Source organism: Peptoniphilus sp. BV3C26, assembly GCF_000478985.1.
Lineage (GTDB): Bacteria > Bacillota > Clostridia > Tissierellales > Peptoniphilaceae > Peptoniphilus_B > Peptoniphilus_B koenoeneniae.
In genome coordinates, this window is sequence record NZ_AWXB01000044.1 from 1 (window position 1) to 20,341 (window position 20,341).

General features: G+C 31.8%; 18 protein-coding genes, 1 tRNA gene, 1 other RNA gene, 1 pseudogene and 1 other annotated feature. Of the genes and pseudogenes, 7 read left to right on the forward strand and 14 right to left on the reverse strand.

Going from position 1 to position 20,341, the window contains the following annotated elements:
- Positions 1 to 3: 3 nt before the first annotated feature.
- From HMPREF1253_RS04965 to prfB, 7 genes are all read right to left on the reverse strand, one after another.
- Positions 4 to 597: a DUF4342 domain-containing protein gene (locus HMPREF1253_RS04965; protein WP_023055676.1), complete on the reverse strand. Its 594-nt coding sequence runs from the start codon at positions 595 to 597 to the stop codon at positions 4 to 6.
- 31 nt (positions 598 to 628) lie between these two features.
- On the reverse strand, positions 629 to 1,303 hold the full coding sequence (locus HMPREF1253_RS04970; RefSeq protein WP_023055685.1) for a TrkA family potassium uptake protein: 675 nt from the start codon (positions 1,301 to 1,303) through the stop codon (positions 629 to 631).
- A 4-nt stretch (positions 1,304 to 1,307) separates the two neighbouring features.
- A complete protein-coding gene (locus tag HMPREF1253_RS04975) occupies positions 1,308 to 2,645 on the reverse strand; it encodes a TrkH family potassium uptake protein (RefSeq protein ID WP_023055674.1) in 1,338 nt (445 codons plus the stop codon).
- 70 nt (positions 2,646 to 2,715) lie between these two features.
- A complete protein-coding gene (gene rplT / locus HMPREF1253_RS04980; RefSeq protein WP_023055688.1) occupies positions 2,716 to 3,066 on the reverse strand; it encodes a 50S ribosomal protein L20 in 351 nt (116 codons plus the stop codon).
- 15 nt (positions 3,067 to 3,081) lie between these two features.
- On the reverse strand, positions 3,082 to 3,273 hold the full coding sequence (rpmI, locus tag HMPREF1253_RS04985) for a 50S ribosomal protein L35 (RefSeq protein ID WP_023055682.1): 192 nt from the start codon (positions 3,271 to 3,273) through the stop codon (positions 3,082 to 3,084).
- An 11-nt stretch (positions 3,274 to 3,284) separates the two neighbouring features.
- Positions 3,285 to 3,836, reverse strand: coding sequence for a translation initiation factor IF-3 (gene infC / locus HMPREF1253_RS04990; protein ID WP_036739515.1), 552 nt, complete (start codon positions 3,834 to 3,836; stop codon positions 3,285 to 3,287).
- Positions 3,815 to 3,929, reverse strand: a sequence feature (ribosomal protein L20 leader region). It overlaps the preceding gene by 22 nt.
- A gap of 136 nt (positions 3,930 to 4,065) precedes the next feature.
- A protein-coding gene (prfB, locus tag HMPREF1253_RS04995; protein ID WP_155803739.1) for a peptide chain release factor 2 occupies positions 4,066 to 5,173 on the reverse strand; the annotation gives its coding sequence in 2 pieces (ribosomal slippage) (positions 4,066 to 5,094 and positions 5,096 to 5,173; 1,107 coding nt in all).
- Between the two features lie 365 nt (positions 5,174 to 5,538).
- Between prfB and HMPREF1253_RS05000 the strand changes: the two genes are divergently transcribed.
- From HMPREF1253_RS05000 to HMPREF1253_RS05010, 3 genes and pseudogenes are all read left to right on the forward strand, one after another.
- Positions 5,539 to 6,534, forward strand: a complete 996-nt coding sequence (locus HMPREF1253_RS05000) for an ABC transporter ATP-binding protein (protein WP_023055680.1) — start codon at positions 5,539 to 5,541, stop codon at positions 6,532 to 6,534.
- Positions 6,535 to 6,552: 18 nt separating this feature from the next.
- A pseudogene (locus HMPREF1253_RS05005) lies at positions 6,553 to 6,891 on the forward strand (ABC transporter permease subunit); the annotation flags it as partial.
- Between the two features lie 13 nt (positions 6,892 to 6,904).
- Positions 6,905 to 8,710, forward strand: a complete 1,806-nt coding sequence (locus HMPREF1253_RS05010; RefSeq protein WP_023055681.1) for an oligopeptide ABC transporter substrate-binding protein — start codon at positions 6,905 to 6,907, stop codon at positions 8,708 to 8,710.
- 112 nt (positions 8,711 to 8,822) lie between these two features.
- On the opposite strand, the gene HMPREF1253_RS05015 is transcribed toward HMPREF1253_RS05010, so the two are convergent.
- The 5 genes from HMPREF1253_RS05015 to HMPREF1253_RS05035 form a co-directional block, all read right to left on the reverse strand.
- Positions 8,823 to 10,154 carry a sodium:alanine symporter family protein gene (locus HMPREF1253_RS05015; protein ID WP_023055675.1) on the reverse strand — a complete coding sequence of 444 codons (1,332 nt, stop codon included), beginning with the start codon at positions 10,152 to 10,154 and terminating at the stop codon, positions 8,823 to 8,825.
- 124 nt (positions 10,155 to 10,278) lie between these two features.
- Positions 10,279 to 12,099 carry an ATP-binding protein gene (locus HMPREF1253_RS05020; RefSeq protein ID WP_023055683.1) on the reverse strand — a complete coding sequence of 607 codons (1,821 nt, stop codon included), beginning with the start codon at positions 12,097 to 12,099 and terminating at the stop codon, positions 10,279 to 10,281.
- Between the two features lie 8 nt (positions 12,100 to 12,107).
- A complete protein-coding gene (locus tag HMPREF1253_RS05025; protein WP_023055689.1) occupies positions 12,108 to 13,037 on the reverse strand; it encodes a DNA double-strand break repair nuclease NurA in 930 nt (309 codons plus the stop codon).
- A complete protein-coding gene (gene rsmI, locus HMPREF1253_RS05030; RefSeq protein WP_023055690.1) occupies positions 13,034 to 13,834 on the reverse strand; it encodes a 16S rRNA (cytidine(1402)-2'-O)-methyltransferase in 801 nt (266 codons plus the stop codon). The genes HMPREF1253_RS05025 and rsmI overlap by 4 nt, the downstream gene beginning before the upstream one ends.
- A complete protein-coding gene (locus tag HMPREF1253_RS05035; RefSeq protein WP_023055687.1) occupies positions 13,831 to 14,532 on the reverse strand; it encodes a tRNA1(Val) (adenine(37)-N6)-methyltransferase in 702 nt (233 codons plus the stop codon). Before HMPREF1253_RS05035 ends, rsmI begins: the two co-directional genes overlap by 4 nt.
- A 239-nt stretch (positions 14,533 to 14,771) precedes the next feature.
- Here HMPREF1253_RS05035 and HMPREF1253_RS05040 point away from each other — a divergent pair, with 239 nt between their 5' ends.
- A complete protein-coding gene (locus tag HMPREF1253_RS05040) occupies positions 14,772 to 14,942 on the forward strand; it encodes a DUF362 domain-containing protein (protein ID WP_023055678.1) in 171 nt (56 codons plus the stop codon).
- 24 nt (positions 14,943 to 14,966) lie between these two features.
- Here HMPREF1253_RS05040 and brnQ read toward each other — a convergent pair whose 3' ends face one another.
- Entirely contained in the window at positions 14,967 to 16,265 is a 1,299-nt protein-coding gene (gene brnQ, locus HMPREF1253_RS05045) for a branched-chain amino acid transport system II carrier protein (protein ID WP_023055671.1), read from the reverse strand.
- Between the two features lie 56 nt (positions 16,266 to 16,321).
- On the opposite strand from brnQ, the gene HMPREF1253_RS05050 reads away from it, so the two are divergent.
- The 3 genes from HMPREF1253_RS05050 to ffs all read left to right on the forward strand — a co-directional run bounded on the left by HMPREF1253_RS05050 (position 16,322) and on the right by ffs (position 18,868).
- On the forward strand, positions 16,322 to 18,388 hold the full coding sequence (locus tag HMPREF1253_RS05050; RefSeq protein ID WP_023055672.1) for a Tex family protein: 2,067 nt from the start codon (positions 16,322 to 16,324) through the stop codon (positions 18,386 to 18,388).
- A gap of 113 nt (positions 18,389 to 18,501) precedes the next feature.
- Positions 18,502 to 18,591: transfer RNA gene (locus tag HMPREF1253_RS05055), tRNA-Ser, on the forward strand.
- Between the two features lie 12 nt (positions 18,592 to 18,603).
- An RNA gene (gene ffs / locus HMPREF1253_RS09920) (signal recognition particle sRNA large type) lies at positions 18,604 to 18,868 on the forward strand.
- 310 nt (positions 18,869 to 19,178) lie between these two features.
- Here ffs and HMPREF1253_RS10475 read toward each other — a convergent pair.
- Positions 19,179 to 20,341, reverse strand: a 1,163-nt coding sequence (locus HMPREF1253_RS10475) for an S-layer homology domain-containing protein (RefSeq protein WP_023055677.1), incomplete at its 5' end; no start/stop codon positions are given.

Consider the following 20,341-nt stretch of genomic DNA (forward strand, 5'->3'; position numbering starts at 1 on the left):
ATTTTATTTTTCTTTCTTTTGAGATTCTTCTTCTCCAGCATCAATGATTATTTGATCGTCTTCTTTGTTTTCTTCTTTTTTCAAATCTTCAACTTTTTCATCAACTTTATTTTCGATGTCCTCTTTTTTGTTTTTAATGTATTCTTTGACATCAATTGTTGAACCATCTTCCATTATTATTTTAAAATCATATTCGCTTGTTAAAGCTGCTCCAACTCCTAATATGGCAACTATGGGATTTATAACAAATCCTATTGCTGAAACTGTTAAGGAAAGAGAAAGCACCGTTTCTCCATCTTTTTCAATTAAAAGTTTTCTTGCATTTCCCTTTTTTAAAATATCTTTAATGCCATCAAGAATTTCATCTAAAGATTGTTGAACGTGTCCAATTGTCTTACTTGTATATTCTCTCCAACTTTTTCCGTCTTTTTCTTCTTCTTTTTGTTCTTCTTTAGTCTTTGTACCTTGCCCTCTTTCATTTATTAATTTAATTGCTTTATCTACATTTCCGTCAGCTTCAAGAAGAGCAACTCTTACATCATCATAGCTTGCGCCTGTCATGTTAATTACATAATCAATTGATTCAAGTGTTATCATTTAATCACCTCGTTATTAGTATACCCAAGTTTTAAATTTTTTCTTCTTCTTTTATTGCTTTTTTTTCAAGTTTTTGTAAATTTTCAACATGACCTATAATAACAAGAACATCGTTTTTTTTAATTATAGTGTCAGGACTTGGATCAACCAAATTCCCATCTTCTTTTCTTTCCATTGCAAGAACTGTAACTTTATATTTTTTTCTAAAATTTAAATCTATTAAACTTTTATTCCACCACTCAGGAAGCGAATCAAATTTTGCAATGGAATAATTTGAACCAAGTTCAATATAATCAACTAATTTTGATTTGCTAAGATCTCTTGCAACTCTTATTCCCATATCTCTTTCAGGATAAATAACCTTTGTAGCCCCTACCCTTTTAAGTATAAGGCCTTGTCTGTTACTTACAGCTTTTACTGCAATATATGGAATCCCCGCTTCTTTAGCAAGTACTGTTGCCATTATTGCCGCTTCGAAATTTGAGCCTATAGCAACTACAGCTCCGTCAAAATTATTTAAACCTATTGAAGATGTTTCAGCTTCATCTAAAAGATCCGCTTGTATAGCAGTTGTAACATTATCTGCTATTGTTTCAAGTTTACTCATATCTTCATCAACTATCATTACTTCATTTCCAAGATCAACAAGAGTTTTTGCAATTGCCGATCCAAATCTTCCACAACCAAAAATAACATATGATTTCATTTTTTCACCCTACTAATATATTTCCTTCAGGATATTTTATTGAAGTTTTTTTTGTTTTTAATAATCCCATTGCAAGAGTTGCCGGCCCAACTCTTCCTGTAAACATTGTAAATGAAATTATAAGTTTTGATGCTGTAGAAAGATCCGATGTTATTCCTCGTGACATTCCTACAGTTCCAAATGCCGATACCGTTTCAAATAAAATATCTAAAAATTTAAATCTGTCCGTTTCTATTATTGTTATTGTAAGAGCAACTATAATAACTACTCCAAGTGATACTATTACTACAGTAAGAGCCCTTATAACCGTCTGTCTTGATATGGTTCTTTTAAATACAACAGTTTCCTTTTCTCCTTTTAAAGTAAAGTAAGTTGCAAAAATTAAAATTGCAAATGTTGTAGTTTTAAGTCCACCTGCTGTTGATGCAGGGCTTCCTCCTATAAACATGAGAATTATATATAAAAAAGCCGTTGCATCATGAACCTTTCCTATGTCAACAGAATAAAAACCCGCTGTCCTCGTTACAGTTGATTGGAAAAAGCTTGCCAAAATTTTCTGAGGAAAGTTCATTAAAGCTATTGTATCCTTATTTGTCCATTCAAGAACTAAAGTTATTATTGTACCGAAAATTAAAAGTCCTATAGAAAATATTATAACTACCTTTGAATGAAGTTTTAAATATTTAAAATTTCTTGTCTCGTAAATATCAAGAAAAACTAAAAAACCAAGACCTCCCAATATTACAAGAAAACAAATAATAAGACTTACATAATAATTGTTGTAAAAAGGAGCTAAACTATCACCAAACAAGTCAAATCCCGCATTACAAAAGGCTGAAATTGAATGAAAAAGTGAAAATAAAATTCCCTTTTTTAATCCATACATTGGAACGAGGGCCAAAGAAAGTAAACTTGCTCCTATAAATTCAATTAAAAAAGTTATTTTTGTAACATATAAAAGCCATCTTACAATCCCCTTCATAGAACTTATATTTAATTGCTCACGAATTATAAGTCTCTGCTGCAAAGAAACTTTTTTCCCTAAGAGGACCACTCCAATGGAAAATATTGTCATAGTACCAAGACCGCCTATTTGTATTAAGGAAATTATCACAACATTTCCAAAGGCTGACCAGGTTAGCTGAGTGTTTAAAGTTGTAAGTCCTGTTACCGCCGTCGCAGAGCTTGCTGTAAAAAGCGCATCTACAAAACTGACTCCCTCTCCGTTTTTTGTAGAAATCGGCAAAGTAAGAAGAACTGCACCCAATAAAATTACAAAGACAAAAGATATTCCTAATAATATTGGAGGATTTTTTGATAATTTTTCGTAAAATTTTTTCATATCCCTATTTTATCACTTGTTTAAATTAAAAAACACAATAAAAAAACTGCCTATTAAGCAGTAATTTTTATTAGTTATTTTTTGCAAGTTCAGCAATCTTTGCAAATCCTGAAGGATCATTGATTGCAAGCTCTGATAACATTTTTCTGTTAATTTCAACATTTTGTTTTTTAAGACCATTTATAAACTTTGAATAGCTTATACCGTTAATTCTGCAAGCGGCATTAATTCTTGTAATCCAAAGTTTTCTCATATCTCTTTTTCTTTGCTTTCTGCCAATATAAGCATAGCTTAAAGATTTCATAACAGCTTGGTTAGCCGGTCTGAATAATTTTGATTTTGCACCGAAATAACCCTTAGCTTGCTTTAAAATATTTTTATGTCTTTTTCTGGCGTTTACGCCTCTTTTAATTCTTGCCATTTTTAACCTCCATCATTAAGGAATCATATTATTGATTCTCTTTTGGTCTCCCTTAGAAATTATTGCGGACTTTCTTAATTTTCTTAATCTCTTTTGTGTTTTCTTGCCTGTTAAATGTCCTTTATAAGCAAAAAATCTTTTTATTTTACCTGAGCCTGTTCTTTTAAATCTCTTAGCAGACGCTCTGTGAGTTTTCATCTTACCCATGATATTCCTCCTTAATTTTCTTTATCTGTAATTGGAGACAAAAACATAGTCATGTTTCTGCCTTCCATTTTTGGCTTTTTATCTACAACACCGTACTCAGAAACAAGTTCAACAAACTTATCAAGAACTTCTCTTCCAATTTCAGTATGACCCATTTCTCTACCTCTAAAACGTACAGAAACCTTTACTCTATCGCCTTTTGAAAGAAATTCTTTTACTCTGTTGGCCTTAGTATTCAAGTCGTGATGTTCAATGCTCGGAGTAAGTCTCATTTCCTTTATACTTATAACATGTTGTTTTTTTCTTGATTCTTTCTCCTTCTTGATAAGCTCGTATCTGTATTTTCCATAATCCATAATTTTACAAACAGGTGGTTTTGCCTGTGGCGCAACCTTAACAAGATCAAGTTTCTTATCAATTGCCATCTCAATAGCACGTCCGGTAGCAACGACACCTAATTGATTGCCGTCAGCATCAATAAGTCGTACTTCCTTATCTCTAATTTCTTCATTAATTTGAAGCTCTTTAATTTCTAAGCACCTCCATAAAAAAATAACGGGCATATAAGCCCGCAAAAATAAAAATAATCCAAAGAATATTTTAAAATAACCTTAAACCCTAAGCGTAAGGTGAGAAGCGGACTTCTTCTTTAAATACTTAACTAATATACACGATTTATTCTTTTTTGTCAAATGTTTTATTTATATTTTTTATAAATATTTTTTATGCTCTACGTGAAGCATTTTTGTTTTATTTAAAAAACCTTAACAAAAAATGTTAAGGTTTAATTTATTATTTTACCTTTGATTGAAGGTAACTATATATAAAGTCGTCTAAATCTCCATCCATAACTCTGTTAATGTCTCCGACTTCTGTTGATGTTCTATGATCTTTTACCATGGTGTATGGTTGAAAAACATAAGATCTTATTTGAGAACCCCAAGCTATTTGCGAATAATTTCCTTGAAGATCGTCAATTTTTTCTTTTTGTTCCTCTTCTGCAAGGGCAATTAATTTTGCCTTTAACATATTCATTGCGGTTTCCCTATTTTGAATTTGGCTTCTTTCATTTTGACACTGAACTACAATTCCCGTGGGAATGTGTGTAATTCTTACTGCACTGTCTGTTGTGTTTACGTGTTGACCTCCTGCTCCACTTGAGCGATAAGTGTCAATTTTTAAATCTTCCGCCTTTATATCTATGTCGTTAACTTCATCAAGTTGCGGAAACACATCAACAGATGAAAAAGATGTGTGCCTTCTTTTATTTGCATCAAAGGGAGATATTCTTACAAGTCTATGGACTCCCTTTTCACTTTTGAAATATCCATAGGCATTGTCCCCTTTTATTAAAAGAGTTGCTGATTTTATTCCAGCTTCATCTTCTTTTAAAATATCCAGTACTTCAACAGAAAACCCTTTTCTTTCTGCATATCTTGTATACATTCTAAGAAGCATATCCGCCCAATCTTGAGCTTCTGTTCCTCCTGCTCCTGCATGAATTGAAAGAACTGCATCATTTCCGTCATATTCACCGTTTAAAATTGTTTCAAGTTTAAATTCATTTGCTTCTTTTTCAATTTCATTCAGCTGATTTTTAAATTCATCATAGGCAGAATAATCTTCCTCAATTTCCATAAGAGTTAAATAATCTTCGGCACTTTCTATTAATTTCATAATTTTATTGTACTTTTCAATTTTTGAATTATAGTGATTGCTTTCTCTTATTATTTTTTGAGCTTTCTGTCCATCATTCCAAAAATCAGGCTCCATTTGAAGTTTATTTAATTCTTTAACTTTTTCTTTTAATTCAGATAAGTTAAAGAGATTCACCAAGACTTTCCACTAAGGTTTTCGCCTCATTTAGGCTTTCCTTGTCAAGGTAGATGTTTTGTTCCATTTTCATCACTCCTTTTCTAATATTATATTTGCAAAAATAACATTATGCAATTTTATTAATTTTAAAAAAATAATTTTTTTATATTTTTTTGTTTTTAGCAAATTTCTACTTAACATTGCTATCAATTTAAAGTAAAATATTATTTAAAATTTATTTATAATTTAAATTTTTTATGAAAAAGCTTTTAACCTATTACTATGCTTAATTGATTAATGATAGATTTAAATTTATAATTAAATAAAGTGTATCATGCTAAAGTGAAATTAATTTCATTATAACAGAGTATTTGCATATTAATGCTATATTTTAACTTTAGTAAAAATGATATAATAGATACAATATATAAAACAGAATGGAGTTATATAATGGACAAAGAAGTATTACTGGAAACCAAAGACCTTCATACGGCCTTTAGAATTGGCGATGAGTATTACGATGCTGTTGATGATGTAAATTTGTCCCTATATTCTGATGAAGTTCTTGCAATTGTAGGAGAATCCGGTTGCGGTAAATCTACTCTTGCAACTACAATTATGGGTCTTCATGATTTTAACTATACTCGTGTAAGCGGGCAAGTTATTTTTGAAGGTAAAAACATATTGGAAAATAGTGAGGATGAATATAACAAAATACGTGGCGGAAAAATCGGGATGATCTTTCAAGATCCTCTTTCAGCTCTTAATCCTCTTCAAAGAATAGGTGCTCAAATTGAAGAAGCACTTATTTATCATACTGATTTAGATGAAAAACAACGTTTAGAAAGAGTTGAAGAGTTGCTGACTCGTGTAGGAATTGAAAATCCTAAAAGAATTATGAGGCAATTTCCCCACCAGCTTTCAGGAGGTATGAGACAAAGAGTTATTATTTCTATTGCTCTTGCTTGTAAACCTAAGATCATGATTGCTGATGAGCCTACCACTGCTCTTGATGTAACGATTCAAGCGCAAATATTGGACCTTATGCTTGATATTCAAAATGAAATTCATGCAGGTATTATTTTAATCACTCACGACCTTGGTGTTGTTGCACAAATGGCAGATCGTGTAGCTGTTATGTATGCTGGCGAAATTGTTGAGCTTGCAGAAGTTAAAGAACTTTTTAAAAATCCTTTACATCCTTACACAAGATCTCTTTTAAATTCAATTCCCCAAAAAGATTCTGAGTCTGAAGATCTTCATGTTATTCAAGGAATGGTTCCTACTCTTAAAAATTTACCAAGAAATGGCTGCAGATTTGCTCCTCGTATTCCTTGGATTCCAAAAGAAGCTCACGAAGAAAATACAAGCTTACATGAAGTAAGTGAAGGACATTTTGTAAGATGCACTTGCTATAAACATTTTAAGTTTGATTATGAGGTCTAATATGAGTTTAAACGTGATTATGTAAATGCTTCAAAGACTTTGGGAACAAGTGATTTAAAAATTATGTTTAATGGAATACTTCCAAATATTTCTTCAATCATAATTGTTGATTCAACTCTTGCCCTTGCAGGCAATATCGGTATAGAAACAACACTTTCCTTTTTAGGTTTCGGGCTTCCTGCCAATGTTCCTTCACTTGGAACTCTTATTGCTCTTGCAAGAAGACCTGAAATTATTCAAAGTAAATTATTTGTATGGGTACCCGCATCTTTACTTATATTGTTTATGATGCTGTGTATAAATTACATCGGTCAAGCACTGCGTCGTGCTTCTGATGCAAGACAAAGATTAGGATAACAGGAGGTATATTATGAAAAAAATCCTAAAGAAAGTATCTCTTTTTCTTGGACTTGCCATGTTACTGACTGCCTGCGGTCCCGCTTCAAGCGAAGGCAAATCTGCAGACACAAGTAAATTCCCGGAAGTTATAGAAAATGAAGGAGATGCTATTGATGGCTCAACTCAAACTCTAAAAGTTGCTTTAATAAGTGACTCACCATTTAAGGGTATTTTGCACCCATTCTTATATTCTGATAATAATGACTGGATGCTTATGCAAAATACTATGGCAGGAGCATTTCCTATTGATGATGAATTAAAACTTATAACAAATGATAAAACTACTCCGATCAATCTTTCATTTGACCAAAAAGCAAAAACTGCTACTCTTGAAATTAATCCTGATTTCAAATGGTCAAATGGTGATACAGTAACAACTGATGACATAATTAAAACTTATGAAATCACTGCTAACCAAGATTTTATTATTGCATCAAAATCACCAAGATTTAATTCTGATCTTAAAAATGTCGAAGGAATAGTAGAATATAACCAAAAGAAAGCTGATAAAATTTCAGGACTTGAAAGAGTAAGCGATTCAAAGCTTATTATTCACTTTAAAGAATTTACTCCATCTATCCTTTGGGGCGGTGGAATTATAAGTGAATTCTCAAATGCTAAACAAGTTGAAGGAATTCCTATGGCAAAATTATTTGAATCTGATGCTATAAGAAAAAAACCACTTTCTTATGGTCCATATCAAATAACAAAAGTAGTTCCTGGTGAAAGTGTTACCTATGTAGCAAACGAACACTATATCTACGGTGCTCCTAAAGTTAAAAATCTTGAAATTAAAATTTTACCAGTTTCTCAAACTGTAGCTTCAATAAAAGCTGGAGACTTTGATATATATCTAAACATAGGTGCAGATGTATATAACGACCTTAAAGATTTAACCAACATTAAACTTGCAGGTCACCAAGAGCTTTATATGTCATACATGGGCTTTAAACTTGGTAAATGGGATTCAGCAGCAAATAAAGTTGTAGTTGATCCTAATGCTAAAATGGCTGATGTTAATTTAAGACAAGCTATGGGTTATGCAATCGATAAAGATTCTATAGGCGAAAAATTCTATTATGGATTAAGAGGAAGAGCTACAGGACCTGTTGTTCCTCTATATGGAAAACTTCATGATGAAAGTATAAAAGGATATGAATACGATCTTGATAAGGCTAAAAAATTACTTGATGATGCAGGATATAAAGATACTGACAATGACGGTTTAAGAGAAAATCCAAAGGGAGAAAAACTTACAATTAATGTAGCTTCTATGAGTGGAACTGAACTTTCTGAACCTCTTGCTCAATATTACTTGCAACAATTTAAAGAAATAGGTTTAGACGCAAAACTTGTTGATGGAAGACTTTTAGATATAAATAATTTCTATGACAGAGTTGAAGCTGATGATCCAGGAATTGATGTATTCTTTGCAGCTTTTGGTATGGCTTCAAACCCAGATCCTTCAAGCTTATACGGAGCAGAGGCACCTTTCAATATGCAAAGATACACTTCTGAAAAACTTGAAAGTGCTTTAAAGAAAATTGCATCTAATGAATCTCTTGATGATAAGGTAAGACTTGAAGCTTATCATGAATTTGAAAAAGCTTTAAACGATGAAGCACCTATGATTCCAATGCTATTCTCTTATGTTTATCTTCCTGTTAATAACAGGGTTAAACAATATAAATTCTTAGTATCTGATGACGGAAGTCACTGGGGATGGAATGACATAGAACTTACAGCTGAAAAGCCACTTCCTTTTGAAGCAAAATAATTTTAAAAACAAATTAAAAAAGTCTGTTGAAATTCAACAGACTTTTTTTTATAAAAACTATTTAAAAAATTTCATATAGTCAAAATTTTCTTCCCTTTTTTTGTCTGGGCTATCAAAAAAAATCCTTAACTAATTTTTCAAAGGGTCGTCTTAACAATATAAGGCCTAAAAGGTTCGGTATTGCCATCATTCCATTTAGGGTATCCGTAAGTGTCCATATCTCTTTTAAGCCTCCCACAGAGCCTATAAAAGCCGCTGAGATGTATACAATCCTAAAGGGTATTGCTATATCTTTCTTAAATAAATATTCGCTGCATTTTTCTCCATAATAAGACCAACCAATAATTGTTGTAAAAGCAAAAAGAATAAGACCTAAACTAACTATATAGTGGCCTCCATTAAACCCTAAGTTAAAAGCTTGAGCTGTAAGGACTGCTCCTTCATATTGACTTGTTTTCCAAAGTCCAGATGAAATAACTACAAGGCCTGTTATGGAACAAACTACAATAGTATCCATAAAAACTTCAAAAACAGCCCACATACCTTGTTTAATAGGATGATCTGCACTTGAAGTTGCATGAGCAATAGGGGCTGAACCAAGGCCTGCTTCATTTGTAAATACTCCCCTGGCAATTCCAGACTTCATGGCAAGTTTTAAGTTAGATCCCAAAAAACCTCCGCTAGCTGCTTGAGGTGTAAAGGCTGATGAAAAAATAAGTTTAAAAGAATTTAAAATATTATCTCTTAAAAAAAATAGGACAACCAGACCTCCTAAAATATAAATAAAAGCCATTAAAGGAACAATTTTTTCAGCAATTTCTCCTATTCTTTTTACTCCTCCAATAAGAACAAGGCCTAACAAAAAACAAATGACCATTCCTATTATGCTTTTGTTAATCTTAAGATAGGAATTTATATTATTTGTAATTGAGTTTGCCTGAGTCATGCATCCAATTCCAAAACATGCAGTCATGCCGAAAAAAGCAAAAGTTTTTGCCAAAAATTTATTTCCAAGGCCCCTTTCAATATAATACATAGGTCCGCCAACTTTTTCATTTTTTGAATTTCTTGTTGAACTTGCAAGAGCAAGACTAACTTCAGCCATTTTTGTTGTCATGCCTACAAGAGCTGCAATCCACATCCAAAAAATCGCTCCCGGTCCTCCAGTTGTGATAGCAAGGGTTACTCCTGCAATATTACCTGTTCCCACTGTGGCAGCAAGGGCTGTTGAAACGGCTTGAAAGGGAGTCATATAGCCCTCTTTTTTATCAACTTTTTCAAAAATTTTTCCAAAAGTATTTTTTAATATAAAAGGAAATTTTCTAAAAACAATAAAATGACTGGAAAACATGAGAAAAATCCCCGTTCCCAAAAGTAATATTTGTGAAGGATAACCCCAAACTAGGGAGTTTAAAAAACTGTTAATTTTTAAAATATATGACATAAAATAGCTCCAATAAAAATTTATAAGTAATTTTACCACAAATCAATTTAAAGTGTTACTGTAATTTTTTATTTTTTTTAATTTTTATAAAAAAAAGGCACATAGGTGCCTAAAAAAATTCATTTTATTTAAGATTGTACCTGTCCCCTAAAATAGTTGTTTCTTTTGTCAAAATATCTTTTTCAACTAAATCATTTAATTTATCTCTAAAATCCTTTTCTGAAAAAGTCAAATTATAATGTTTTTCCAAATTATCCAAAATATTTGAAATATTATTAAGATCTATTGGAAAATAATTTTTTATCTTTTCCATTAAATCTTCAACTTCTTTATTTTTCATTTTATTTAACTCATCAAAAGGATTTTCCTTATGAGGACTTTCAGTATTTGCATACCTTATTCTCACATAAGAAGTCCTTCCCAGTTGCGATGATGAAATAAATACATCACCACTAGTAAGATATGGAAGTCTTTTGGCTTCTTCTGAAGAAATGTCCGTTTCTTCTCTTATGGTATCAATGTCTGAAGCCCTTACGGTTCTAAAAATAAATTTTGAATTTAATTGAGCTGTTATAGTTTCATCAAGAAGGGTTGGCCTTTGGCTTGCAAGAATTAAAAATACTCCGTATTTTCTTCCCTCTTGGGATATTTCCCTTAAAATTGATTTAGAAGGCGGATTCCATGCTTTTGGAGCAAAGTTGTGAGCTTCATCTGTAACTATAATAAAGGGCGGAAAATAATTTTTTTCCTCTCCAAAATTTAATGAATCTCTATAATCCCTTCTAAGGCTGTAAAGTTTATTTAAAACATAGGAGCTAAAAATTGAAATCATCTTTGTTGAGCCTTGAACTACTACAAGTTTTCCCTTTTTTATACCCTTTTCAATTTCAGAAATATCTCTGTTAAAAATTCCTGAATAAATTAAACTGTTAAGTCTCCAAGATAAACCTCTCAGGGAAGCGTTGTTTACTTTTTTATCATAGGTATTAAAAAGGTCCAGCATTTTGTTATATTTGTTGTATTGGTCCGGATCTTTTTCAGTAGAAAGAAGTTTTTCAATTTTTTCCTTTCCTAAATCTTGAGCTTCTATAAGATACTCAAGCCTCTTTCTAAAAGTTTCAATATTTTCTCCCCTTTTAAACAAAACATCAACTGCATTGTTCATGGATTCTGAAAGCTCTGAAACGCTGGAAAGTAAAATTTTCAAATCTCCCTGGCTTAAATCTTCAAATTTTATTCCTGTATTAACCCCAACTGTAAGACAAATAAATTTATCTTCAAAGGAATCTTCTCCAGTTAAATTTGAAAAATCCATTTCATAATGGGGATCAAGAACAAGGCCGGGAATTGATTTTTTCATAAATTCTTCCAGTAAAACTCTTAAACCGAAACTCTTTCCAGAGCCTGATCCTCCAAAAATTCCAATGTGAGGATATTCATGCATGGATCTGAAATTAAAAATAAAGGGCAGGTCCCTTTGTTCATGAATTTCTCCATCCTCAAAAGTTTTAAGTAAATTTTTAAATTTATCTGGGCTTCCAAGATATAGGTCATCAGTATTTTTTATAATTCCTAAAGTAAGTCCCTTTTCCTCATCGATAGGCGTAAGTAAATTTTTAACTTCATCAAATTCAGGAATTCTAACACTACTTCCCGCCAAAATTGGATAGAGGGCTTCTTTTAAAAGTCTAAGCCTTCCAATATAAATTGTATCTTTTGAAAGGTCGTAGCCCATGGCGGTTAAAGATGCTATAACTGAAGAATCTACAAAATCTCCCCCTATTTCAAGGGGAATAAATTTGTTGTAAGTTTGAGCTTCTATAATTTCTCCTATTAAAGGTCCTTGAGCCTTATCATCAACAATTAAAAATTCATTCATTCTAAAATTTCTGTCTTTTGAACCTATAAATACACTTGTATTACTGGTGGTTCCAAGAACTTTCATAGTATCTTTCAATTTCTCTTATCCCTTTCTGAAATAAAAAATCTTTCATAATATTGTCTGTCCAATTCACTTTCCAAGATTTTATTTAAAATATCATCTGTAATTTTAACTTCCTTATCCACTATATCTATTAAAAGAGGGACTCCCCTTGAATCTTTTGGAGTTAAAGTATAAACAAGGTCTGCAATTTTTTTAAGCTTTTCTTCAGTCCCATCAACTAAATCTATTCCCACAGCTCCAGGATAATTTGAGGTCCTTAAAAAACAAGAGCTGAAGCCATAATCTTTAAATTTTTCATTAACAGTATTTTTAATAAAAATTCCCTCTCCAACCTTTAGTCTGCCGAAAAGAATTTCCCTGTCATAAAAATCTTTTGAAAATTTTAAGGCTTTAGATATAATATCCGTTTTAATATCCTTAATAAGGCCGAAAACCTCTGTATTATTTTCCCTTGCTGTACTTATTAAAAGCTCAAGCTTTTCTTTCCCATAGATATAATATCTTACAAGACCTCCATCCATCATAAGAATTTGAGGTTTAAATTTTTCCACAGCTTCCCTTGCAGTTTCAAGTTCAATCTCTGCAAGAAGCTTTTTGGATTTATCTTCATTTTGATTTTTTTCTTCTGAAAGAATAGGGGTATAAACCATATTTTTTATAAGCCTTGAATTGTCCGTTCCAAGACCTAATCCCCTATAAAGTTCAATGTAATGAGGATAATTGCCCCCTGCCCTGTTTACTGAACCATCTACTGTAATTAATTTCCCAAAGTTTTTAAGTTGGTCTTCTTTCATTTTTTCAAGATCTAAAATTTGGCCCACCTTATCAATAATTAAATTTCTAAATTCTAAATTTTCCATTGAAAAAATTTCAGAATATTTTTCTTTAATGGACCTATTTATATTTTTTACCTGATCTCTTAAATTTTCATAAGTCATAAGTCTAAACTCTCTTTATAAACTGCATTTTTCTTTAAATTAAACTTGTCAGCAATTTCTTTTACTGCTTGAGAATTTGTCATTCCCTCATCTATTAATTTTCTAAGCTCTTCTTTTATATCAAGGGTAAAAACCTCTTCTTCCTTAGAGCCTTCAACTACTATAACAAATTCTCCCTTTTCTTTTATTTGTCCTTCTAAAATTTCTGAAACCTTTCCTCTTAAAGTTTCCTCATAAATTTTTGTAAGTTCCCTTGAAAGGGAAATTTTTCTGTCCCCTAAAATTTTTTCAATGGATTTTAAAGTTTTTATAATTCTGTGAGGAGCTTCATAAAAAATAATACTTGACCTTAAATTTTTTAAGCTTTCAAGTTCCTTTTCTCTTTTTCCCTCTCTTGAATCTAAAAAACCATAAAAATAAAAATGTTCCGTATCGAGACCCGAAGCAACAAGAGCTGTAAGAGCAGCATTTGGCCCTGGTAAAACTGTAAATTCAATATTTTCTTCAATAAGTCTTTTAACAAGTATAGCTCCTGGATCACTTATGCCCGGCATACCCGCATCTGTTATTAAAGCTATATCGCTTTTTTTTGCCAGCTCTATTAATTTTTCCGACTGTTTTATTTCATTAAATTTTTGATATTGTATAAGTTTTTTTTCAATTTCAAAATGTTTTAAAAGTTTGCCACCTATTCTCGTATCTTCACAGGCAACATAATCAACACTTTTTAAAACTTCCAATGTTCTTAAAGTTATATCTTTCAAATTTCCTATTGGGCTAGGACAAAAATAAATCATCTTTCATCACCATAAATACTAATTAAATCTTCAGTCATCTTTCCATCTCTATATAAAATTAAATCTCTTTCGATTTTTAAGGAAATATTTGCTCCCTTTTTGGCCTCTATTAAAAATATTTTTGCATCTGCATTTTCAGTATTTCTCACAAGTTTAAGCCTCTTAGGTTCAAGTTTATTTGCCCTTAAAATACTTATAAGTTCAGCTAATCTATTTGCTGGAAATACCATATTTATTGAACCCTTAAATTTTAAAGTTTTTACAAGAGAAGCTACTATCATGTTTAGATCATCTGAGTGCCTTGCATCTTTGGTTGAGTCTTTTGATTTTAAAGATTTACTAAAATATGGCGGATTAAATATAATCCCATCAAATTTCTCATTATATTTTCCCCACAGGTCTTTTAAATCACAATTAATTATTTTTATTTTTTCTATTTTATTTTTTAAAATTGATTTTTTAAATAAGTCCAAGGCATTTTCATCTTTATCAACCCCGTAAACCTCTTCAACCCTATCTATAATTCTAAGGGATAAAATTCCGTTTCCGCATCCTGCATCTAAGATAAGTCCCTTTACATTAGCAAAACTTGACAAAATAATGGAATCTGTACAATATCTAAAGGCATTTTTTTCTTGATAAATAAAATATTTACTTCCCGGCACTGTATCTAAACTTAATAAATTATTCTTACACATAAATACATTTTATCATCAGGCAAATTCTTTTTAAAGAAAACAATTACTAGTACGGTAATATCATTATCATTATTTGTGATAATAATCACATTTAATTTATTAAAGCTCTATTTATCGCCATTTATCTAATTTGTAATTGTTATCAATTGTTGAAATAATTCTTAAATTATTGTAAATTTGATAATGCAATGTTATAATTAGTCCGTAAGTAAATAAAAAATAGTTTATGGAGGTATTTTATGGCTCATATTATTACAGACGCTTGTATAGCTTGTGGCGCTTGCCAACCTGAATGTCCAGTAGGATGTATTTCTGAAGGCGACATCTATGTAATCGATCAAGATCAATGTATCGATTGTGGCGCTTGTGCAGCAGTTTGCCCAACAGGAGCAGCTCAACCTGAAGCATAATAAAAAATAAAAAAGACGATCTTTTTAGATCGTCTCTTTTTTTATGTCTTTTTCTCCAATTTTAAAAATCGTAAATATTATTGCTAAGATAATTGAAGGTATAACCCAAACAAAAGGTCCAAAACTTTCTGGTAGTAACCTTCTTATAAAAAAGTAAGGTTCTATTTCTTTTCCAAAAATTCCTGAAATAATTCCCAAGGAAGGAATTATTGCTCCTATAACAGCACCTATTTGTGTTGATCTTTTTCCTAAAACTTCTTTAAAAATACTTGAAAAAATTAAAACAATTACTACAGGATAAAGAGAACTTAATATTGGAGCTGAAACAGCCACAATACTATCTACTCCCGTTACTGCAAAAAATCCTGAAAATAAACTTGAAATTATTACAACTAAACTGTAAGGCAGCTTTCCTTTTGTAAGATTATTAAAAAATTCTCCAACTGTTGCAGTAAGACCTATTGCCGTTGTAAGACAAGCTAAACTCATAGCGATAGCAAGAATTAAGTTACCCCCATATCCAAGAAGCTCTCTTGTTGTATAAATTAAAAATTCACTTCTACCCATCTCTGCAAGGTTCAATGAAGATGCAGTTGCTCCCATATATAAAAGTCCACTATAAATTATAGATAGACCTATTGCTGCAATAATTGCAGATTTAACTGTGGAAGATAAAATTATTTTTTCATCTTTAATACCTTCGTTTCTATATCCGTCAATGATTATTTTTGTAAAAACTAAAGCTGCAAGAGCGTCCATTGTTTGATAGCCTTCGATAAAACTTGAGGTAAAAACAGATTTAAGTTCAAAGTTTTTTAAAGGTCCAAGAGGGCTTGAAATAGCTTTAAATATTATAAGTCCTAAAACTATTAACAGAATGGGAGTTAAAAATTTGCCCAAACTATTTACTATTTTTTTAGGTCTTAGTACAAAAAATAAGACTATTGCAAAAAATATAAGAGATGAAATTAAGGGATTTAAGTCTTCTAAAATCGAACCTTGAAATATCTCATACGTTGTTGCTGCAGTTCTTGGAATGGCAAGGCCTGGTCCTATGGCAATTAAAATAATTGTTCCGAAAACAGAAGAAAATTTTTCTCCTATTTTATTTGCAATGTTATCAATAGTTCCACCTGCTCTTACTGTTGCAATTACTCCAAGCATTACAAGACCTACTCCTGTTGTTAAAAAACCCAAACTTGCCGGGATAAATTGGTATCCCACATTTCTGCCTAAAACCGGTGGAAACAATAAGTTGCCTGCTCCGAAAAACATTGAAAATAATGCGAATCCCGAAAATAGTATATTTCTTTTATCTTTCATATCTTCTCCTTAATTTGATTTATGCTCTTATGCTATAATAACACTTGAGGTGAAATATGGAAATAACAAATCAGTTATCAAAAGAACTGAATATAGATTTGAAAAAAATAGAAGACACTATAAAACTTTTAGATGAAGGTAATAGTGTTCCCTTTATTGCAAGATATAGGAAAGAAATAACCGGCGGATTAAATGATGAAGAGCTTAGAAAACTTGAAGAAAGATTAAATTATTTAAGAAATTTAAACAGCAGAAAAGAAGAAATTTTAAGACTCATTGATGAGCAGGGAAAATTAACACAAGAAATAAAAAATGATATAGAAAATGCAGATGTTCTTTCAAGTCTTGAAGATATATATAGACCCTTTAAGAAAAAGAAAAATACTCGTGCAAGTATCGCTAAGGAAAAAGGCTATGAAATTTTTTCAGATATGATCTATAAGGGCCTTGACCTTGAAGAAATCTTTAAAGAAATAGATGCTTTTATTGAAAAAAATAATTCCACAGAAAACCCTAATGAAATTTTACAGGGCGCCTGCGATATTATAGCTGAAGACATTTCTGATAATCCCATGTATAGAAAAACTATAAAAACTCTATCAAAAAGATTTGCTTCTATAGTATCTCAAATAGGAAAAAATCCTAACGACATTTACAAAATGTATGAAGATTTTTCAGAACTTATAAGAAATATCCCAAGTCATAGAATCCTTGCCTTAAATAGAGGCGAAAAAGAAGAAGCCTTAAAAGTAAATCTAGTCTTTCCTGAAGAACTTATCTTTAATAATATAGCCATGGATTTCTTAGACGGAAAGCTTACTGATCTTAAAAGTGAAATCCTAAAAGATGCTTTAAAAAGATTGATCCTTCCCTCTGTAGAAAGAGAGCTTAGAAGCGATTTAACAGAAAGTGCCGAAAATGAATCTATAGAATTATTCGGGCTTAATCTTAAAAATCTACTTATGATAAGACCCCTTAAAGATAAAGTCCTAATGGCTCTTGACCCAGGTATTCGTACGGGAACGAAAATGGCAATCTTAGATAAAAATGGAAAATTTTTAGATAATGATGTTTTTTATATTGCCGGTCATCAAGGTAAAAATGAAGAGAATAAAATATTATCCTACCTTGAAAAATATAAAGTTCAAGTAATTGCCATAGGAAATGGAACAGCTTCAAGAGAAGTTGAAAGTTTTGTGGCAGATGTGCTTAAAAAAAATAATTCAGATGTAAAAAGAACTTTTGTAAATGAAGCAGGCGCTTCAATTTATTCAGCTTCCAAAGAAGGGACTGAAGAATTTCCTGACCTTGATGTAACTGTAAGAGGGGCAATAAGCATAGGAAGAAGACTTCAAGATCCCCTTGCAGAACTTGTAAAAATTGAACCCAAACATATAGGAGTCGGTCAATATCAACATGACCTCAACCAAAAAAAATTAAACGAAAAACTTTCAGGAGTTGTTGAAGATTGTGTAAACACTGTAGGAGTAAATTTAAATACAGCCTCAGTTTCCCTTCTTTCATATGTTTCCGGCATAAGCAAAAGTATAGCTAAAAATATAGTTGCTTACAGAGATGATTTTGGTTCTTTTAAAAATAGAAAAGAACTTAAAAATATAAAAGGTCTCGGTCCAAAAGCCTATGAACAGTCCGCAGGCTTTTTAAGAATCTTAGGTGGAGATGAACCTTTAGATATGACCGCAGTCCATCCTGAGAGCTACGAGATTGCCCGTAAACTTAAGGGAAATGAAAAAGCTGGCCAAGACCTTGCCCAAAGTTTAAACGTGGGCTTATACACCCTAAGAGACATTTTAGAGGAGCTTAAAAAACCAGGCCGTGATCCTAGAGATGAACTTGAGCCAGTATTTTTAAAAAGTGGTCTTTTAAGTATTGAAGATTTAAAAATTGGAGACAAACTAAAGGGTACTGTAAGAAATGTAGTTGACTTCGGTTGTTTTGTAGATATAGGTTTACACGATGACGGACTTGTTCATATTTCCAACTTATCTGAAAAATTTATAAAGCATCCTTCCCAAGTTGTAAGTGTTGGAGACATAATTGATGTAGAAGTTGTTGAAATTGATAAAGATAGAAATCGTATAGGTCTTAAAAAAATTAAATAAAATATTTTTTATTAAAAAATGCAAAACTAAAATGTTAAATTATAAAGTTTTGCATTTTTATTTTTGCTTTTGTCAATAAAGTTTTTTTATGTTATAATTGTTTTCTGAAGTTTGGAGAGATGACCGAGCGGCTGAAGGTGCACGCCTGGAAAGCGTGTATACGAGAAATCGTATCAGGGGTTCAAATCCCCTTCTCTCCGCCAGTTTTAAATTTGCCGTGCTAAATGGGGAATTAGCGATGCCTTGTAACCTGCAATTCGCTGTAGCAGGATTGAAGCCTTGTGGAGGATAAATTTTTGTATAGTCAGCCCCATAAAAGTGGTGTTGAAGATTGGGTCCTACGCAACGAATGCTCATGAACCGTGTCAGGTCTTGACGGAAGCAGCACTAAGTGAGAAGTTTCGTGTGCCGTGGGAGTGCCTGGTTGGAGCTAACTCTATGGGTACCGTGTATGAATTTTATTCGATATAAGGTGCACGGCTACATAAAAACACAGATTTTAAGATCTGTGTTTTTTTAATATTTAAATTTCTTATGCATTTCTTATCTTTTAGAAATTTATCTACATTTACAATAGATTTAAGTCTGTGAAAAATTATTATTACTTTTTATTTTCCATTAACCCATTTAAAAAACCCTGAATTTTTTTCTATTCCCATTAAGAATTAATATAGGTTCATCTTTTAAAAATACCCCTTCTATTTAAATTTTTAAGTAAAGTAATAAAAATAAAAAACCGGAGACATCAATGTCTCCGGCGAAAAATTATTTTATAAACTTATTAGAAATCTTATTTTTCTTTATAAATTTGAAGCCAATCTTCATCTACTAAACCATTTACTCTTCTTTCGAATTGATGGTCATTAGTTGCTTCCATGATTTCATAGTAAGCCCAATGAGTACTATCTAAGTCACTGAATCTAGAAATCATAGTCGGATTTGCCAATTTTTCTTTAAGTCCTACAATATCAACTGATCTTTCCATTAGACTGTTTGCAATCTTAACTGCTTCAGCTCTTGTGATAGGAGCATCTGGTCTAAATGTTCCATCAGGATATCCGTTTATTCTGCCATTTCCAAAAGCTTGGTTGATAGCAGCTTCTGCCCAATGACCCTTAACATCTTTAAAGGTTGCAACTGCTGAATTAGGTTTATCTATATTCATGATCATTTGTGCAAACTCTGCCCTTGTTATCTTAGCATTAGGTCTGAAGTTTCCATCCTTGTAACCTTTCATGATTCCATTTTTAAATACTGCATTGATTGCAGATGTGAACCAACCGGTCTTTGAATCATTAAACATAGGTGCACTTGTGTCGTTTAAGCTGTAGCCTTTAAGTCTTGAAATCATAGCAGCTGCTTCAGCTCTAGTAATGTTATTGTTTGGACGGAATGTTCCATCAGGATAACCGTACATATAAACTTCGTGGTATCCTCTTTCGTGAACTTCTTGTTCTTCTTTCTTAACTTCTATATCCTTGTAGAAGAACCATCCAGATATATCTCTGTCTCTATTTCCTGGATAAATAGGAGTTTGTCCACCGGAATTAATATCCTTAACGGTCTTATCCGGACTTAATTTTCCAATAACTTTTCCATCTTTATCTTTTACTGTTACTGTTCCGTCATCTGCTACGTCAATGTTTGCATCTTGTGGTAGATTTGGATTTGCATCTTTAACAGCTTTCTTAACAGCTTCTTTTTCTTCTGGTGTTAAGTTAGATGGATCTTTTACTTCAACTGGTGTAGTTGGTGCATTTAGTGCTGGCTTAACAGTTTTGTTTGCTGGAATTGTGCCAATTGGTTTGCCATCTTTGTCTGTCACTGTTACTGTTCCGTCATCTGCTACATCAATGTTTAAATCTTGTGGTAGATTTGGATTTGCTTTCTTAACTGCATCTTCAACAGCTTTCTTTTCTTCTGGTGTTAAGTTAGATGGGTCAGCTACTTCAA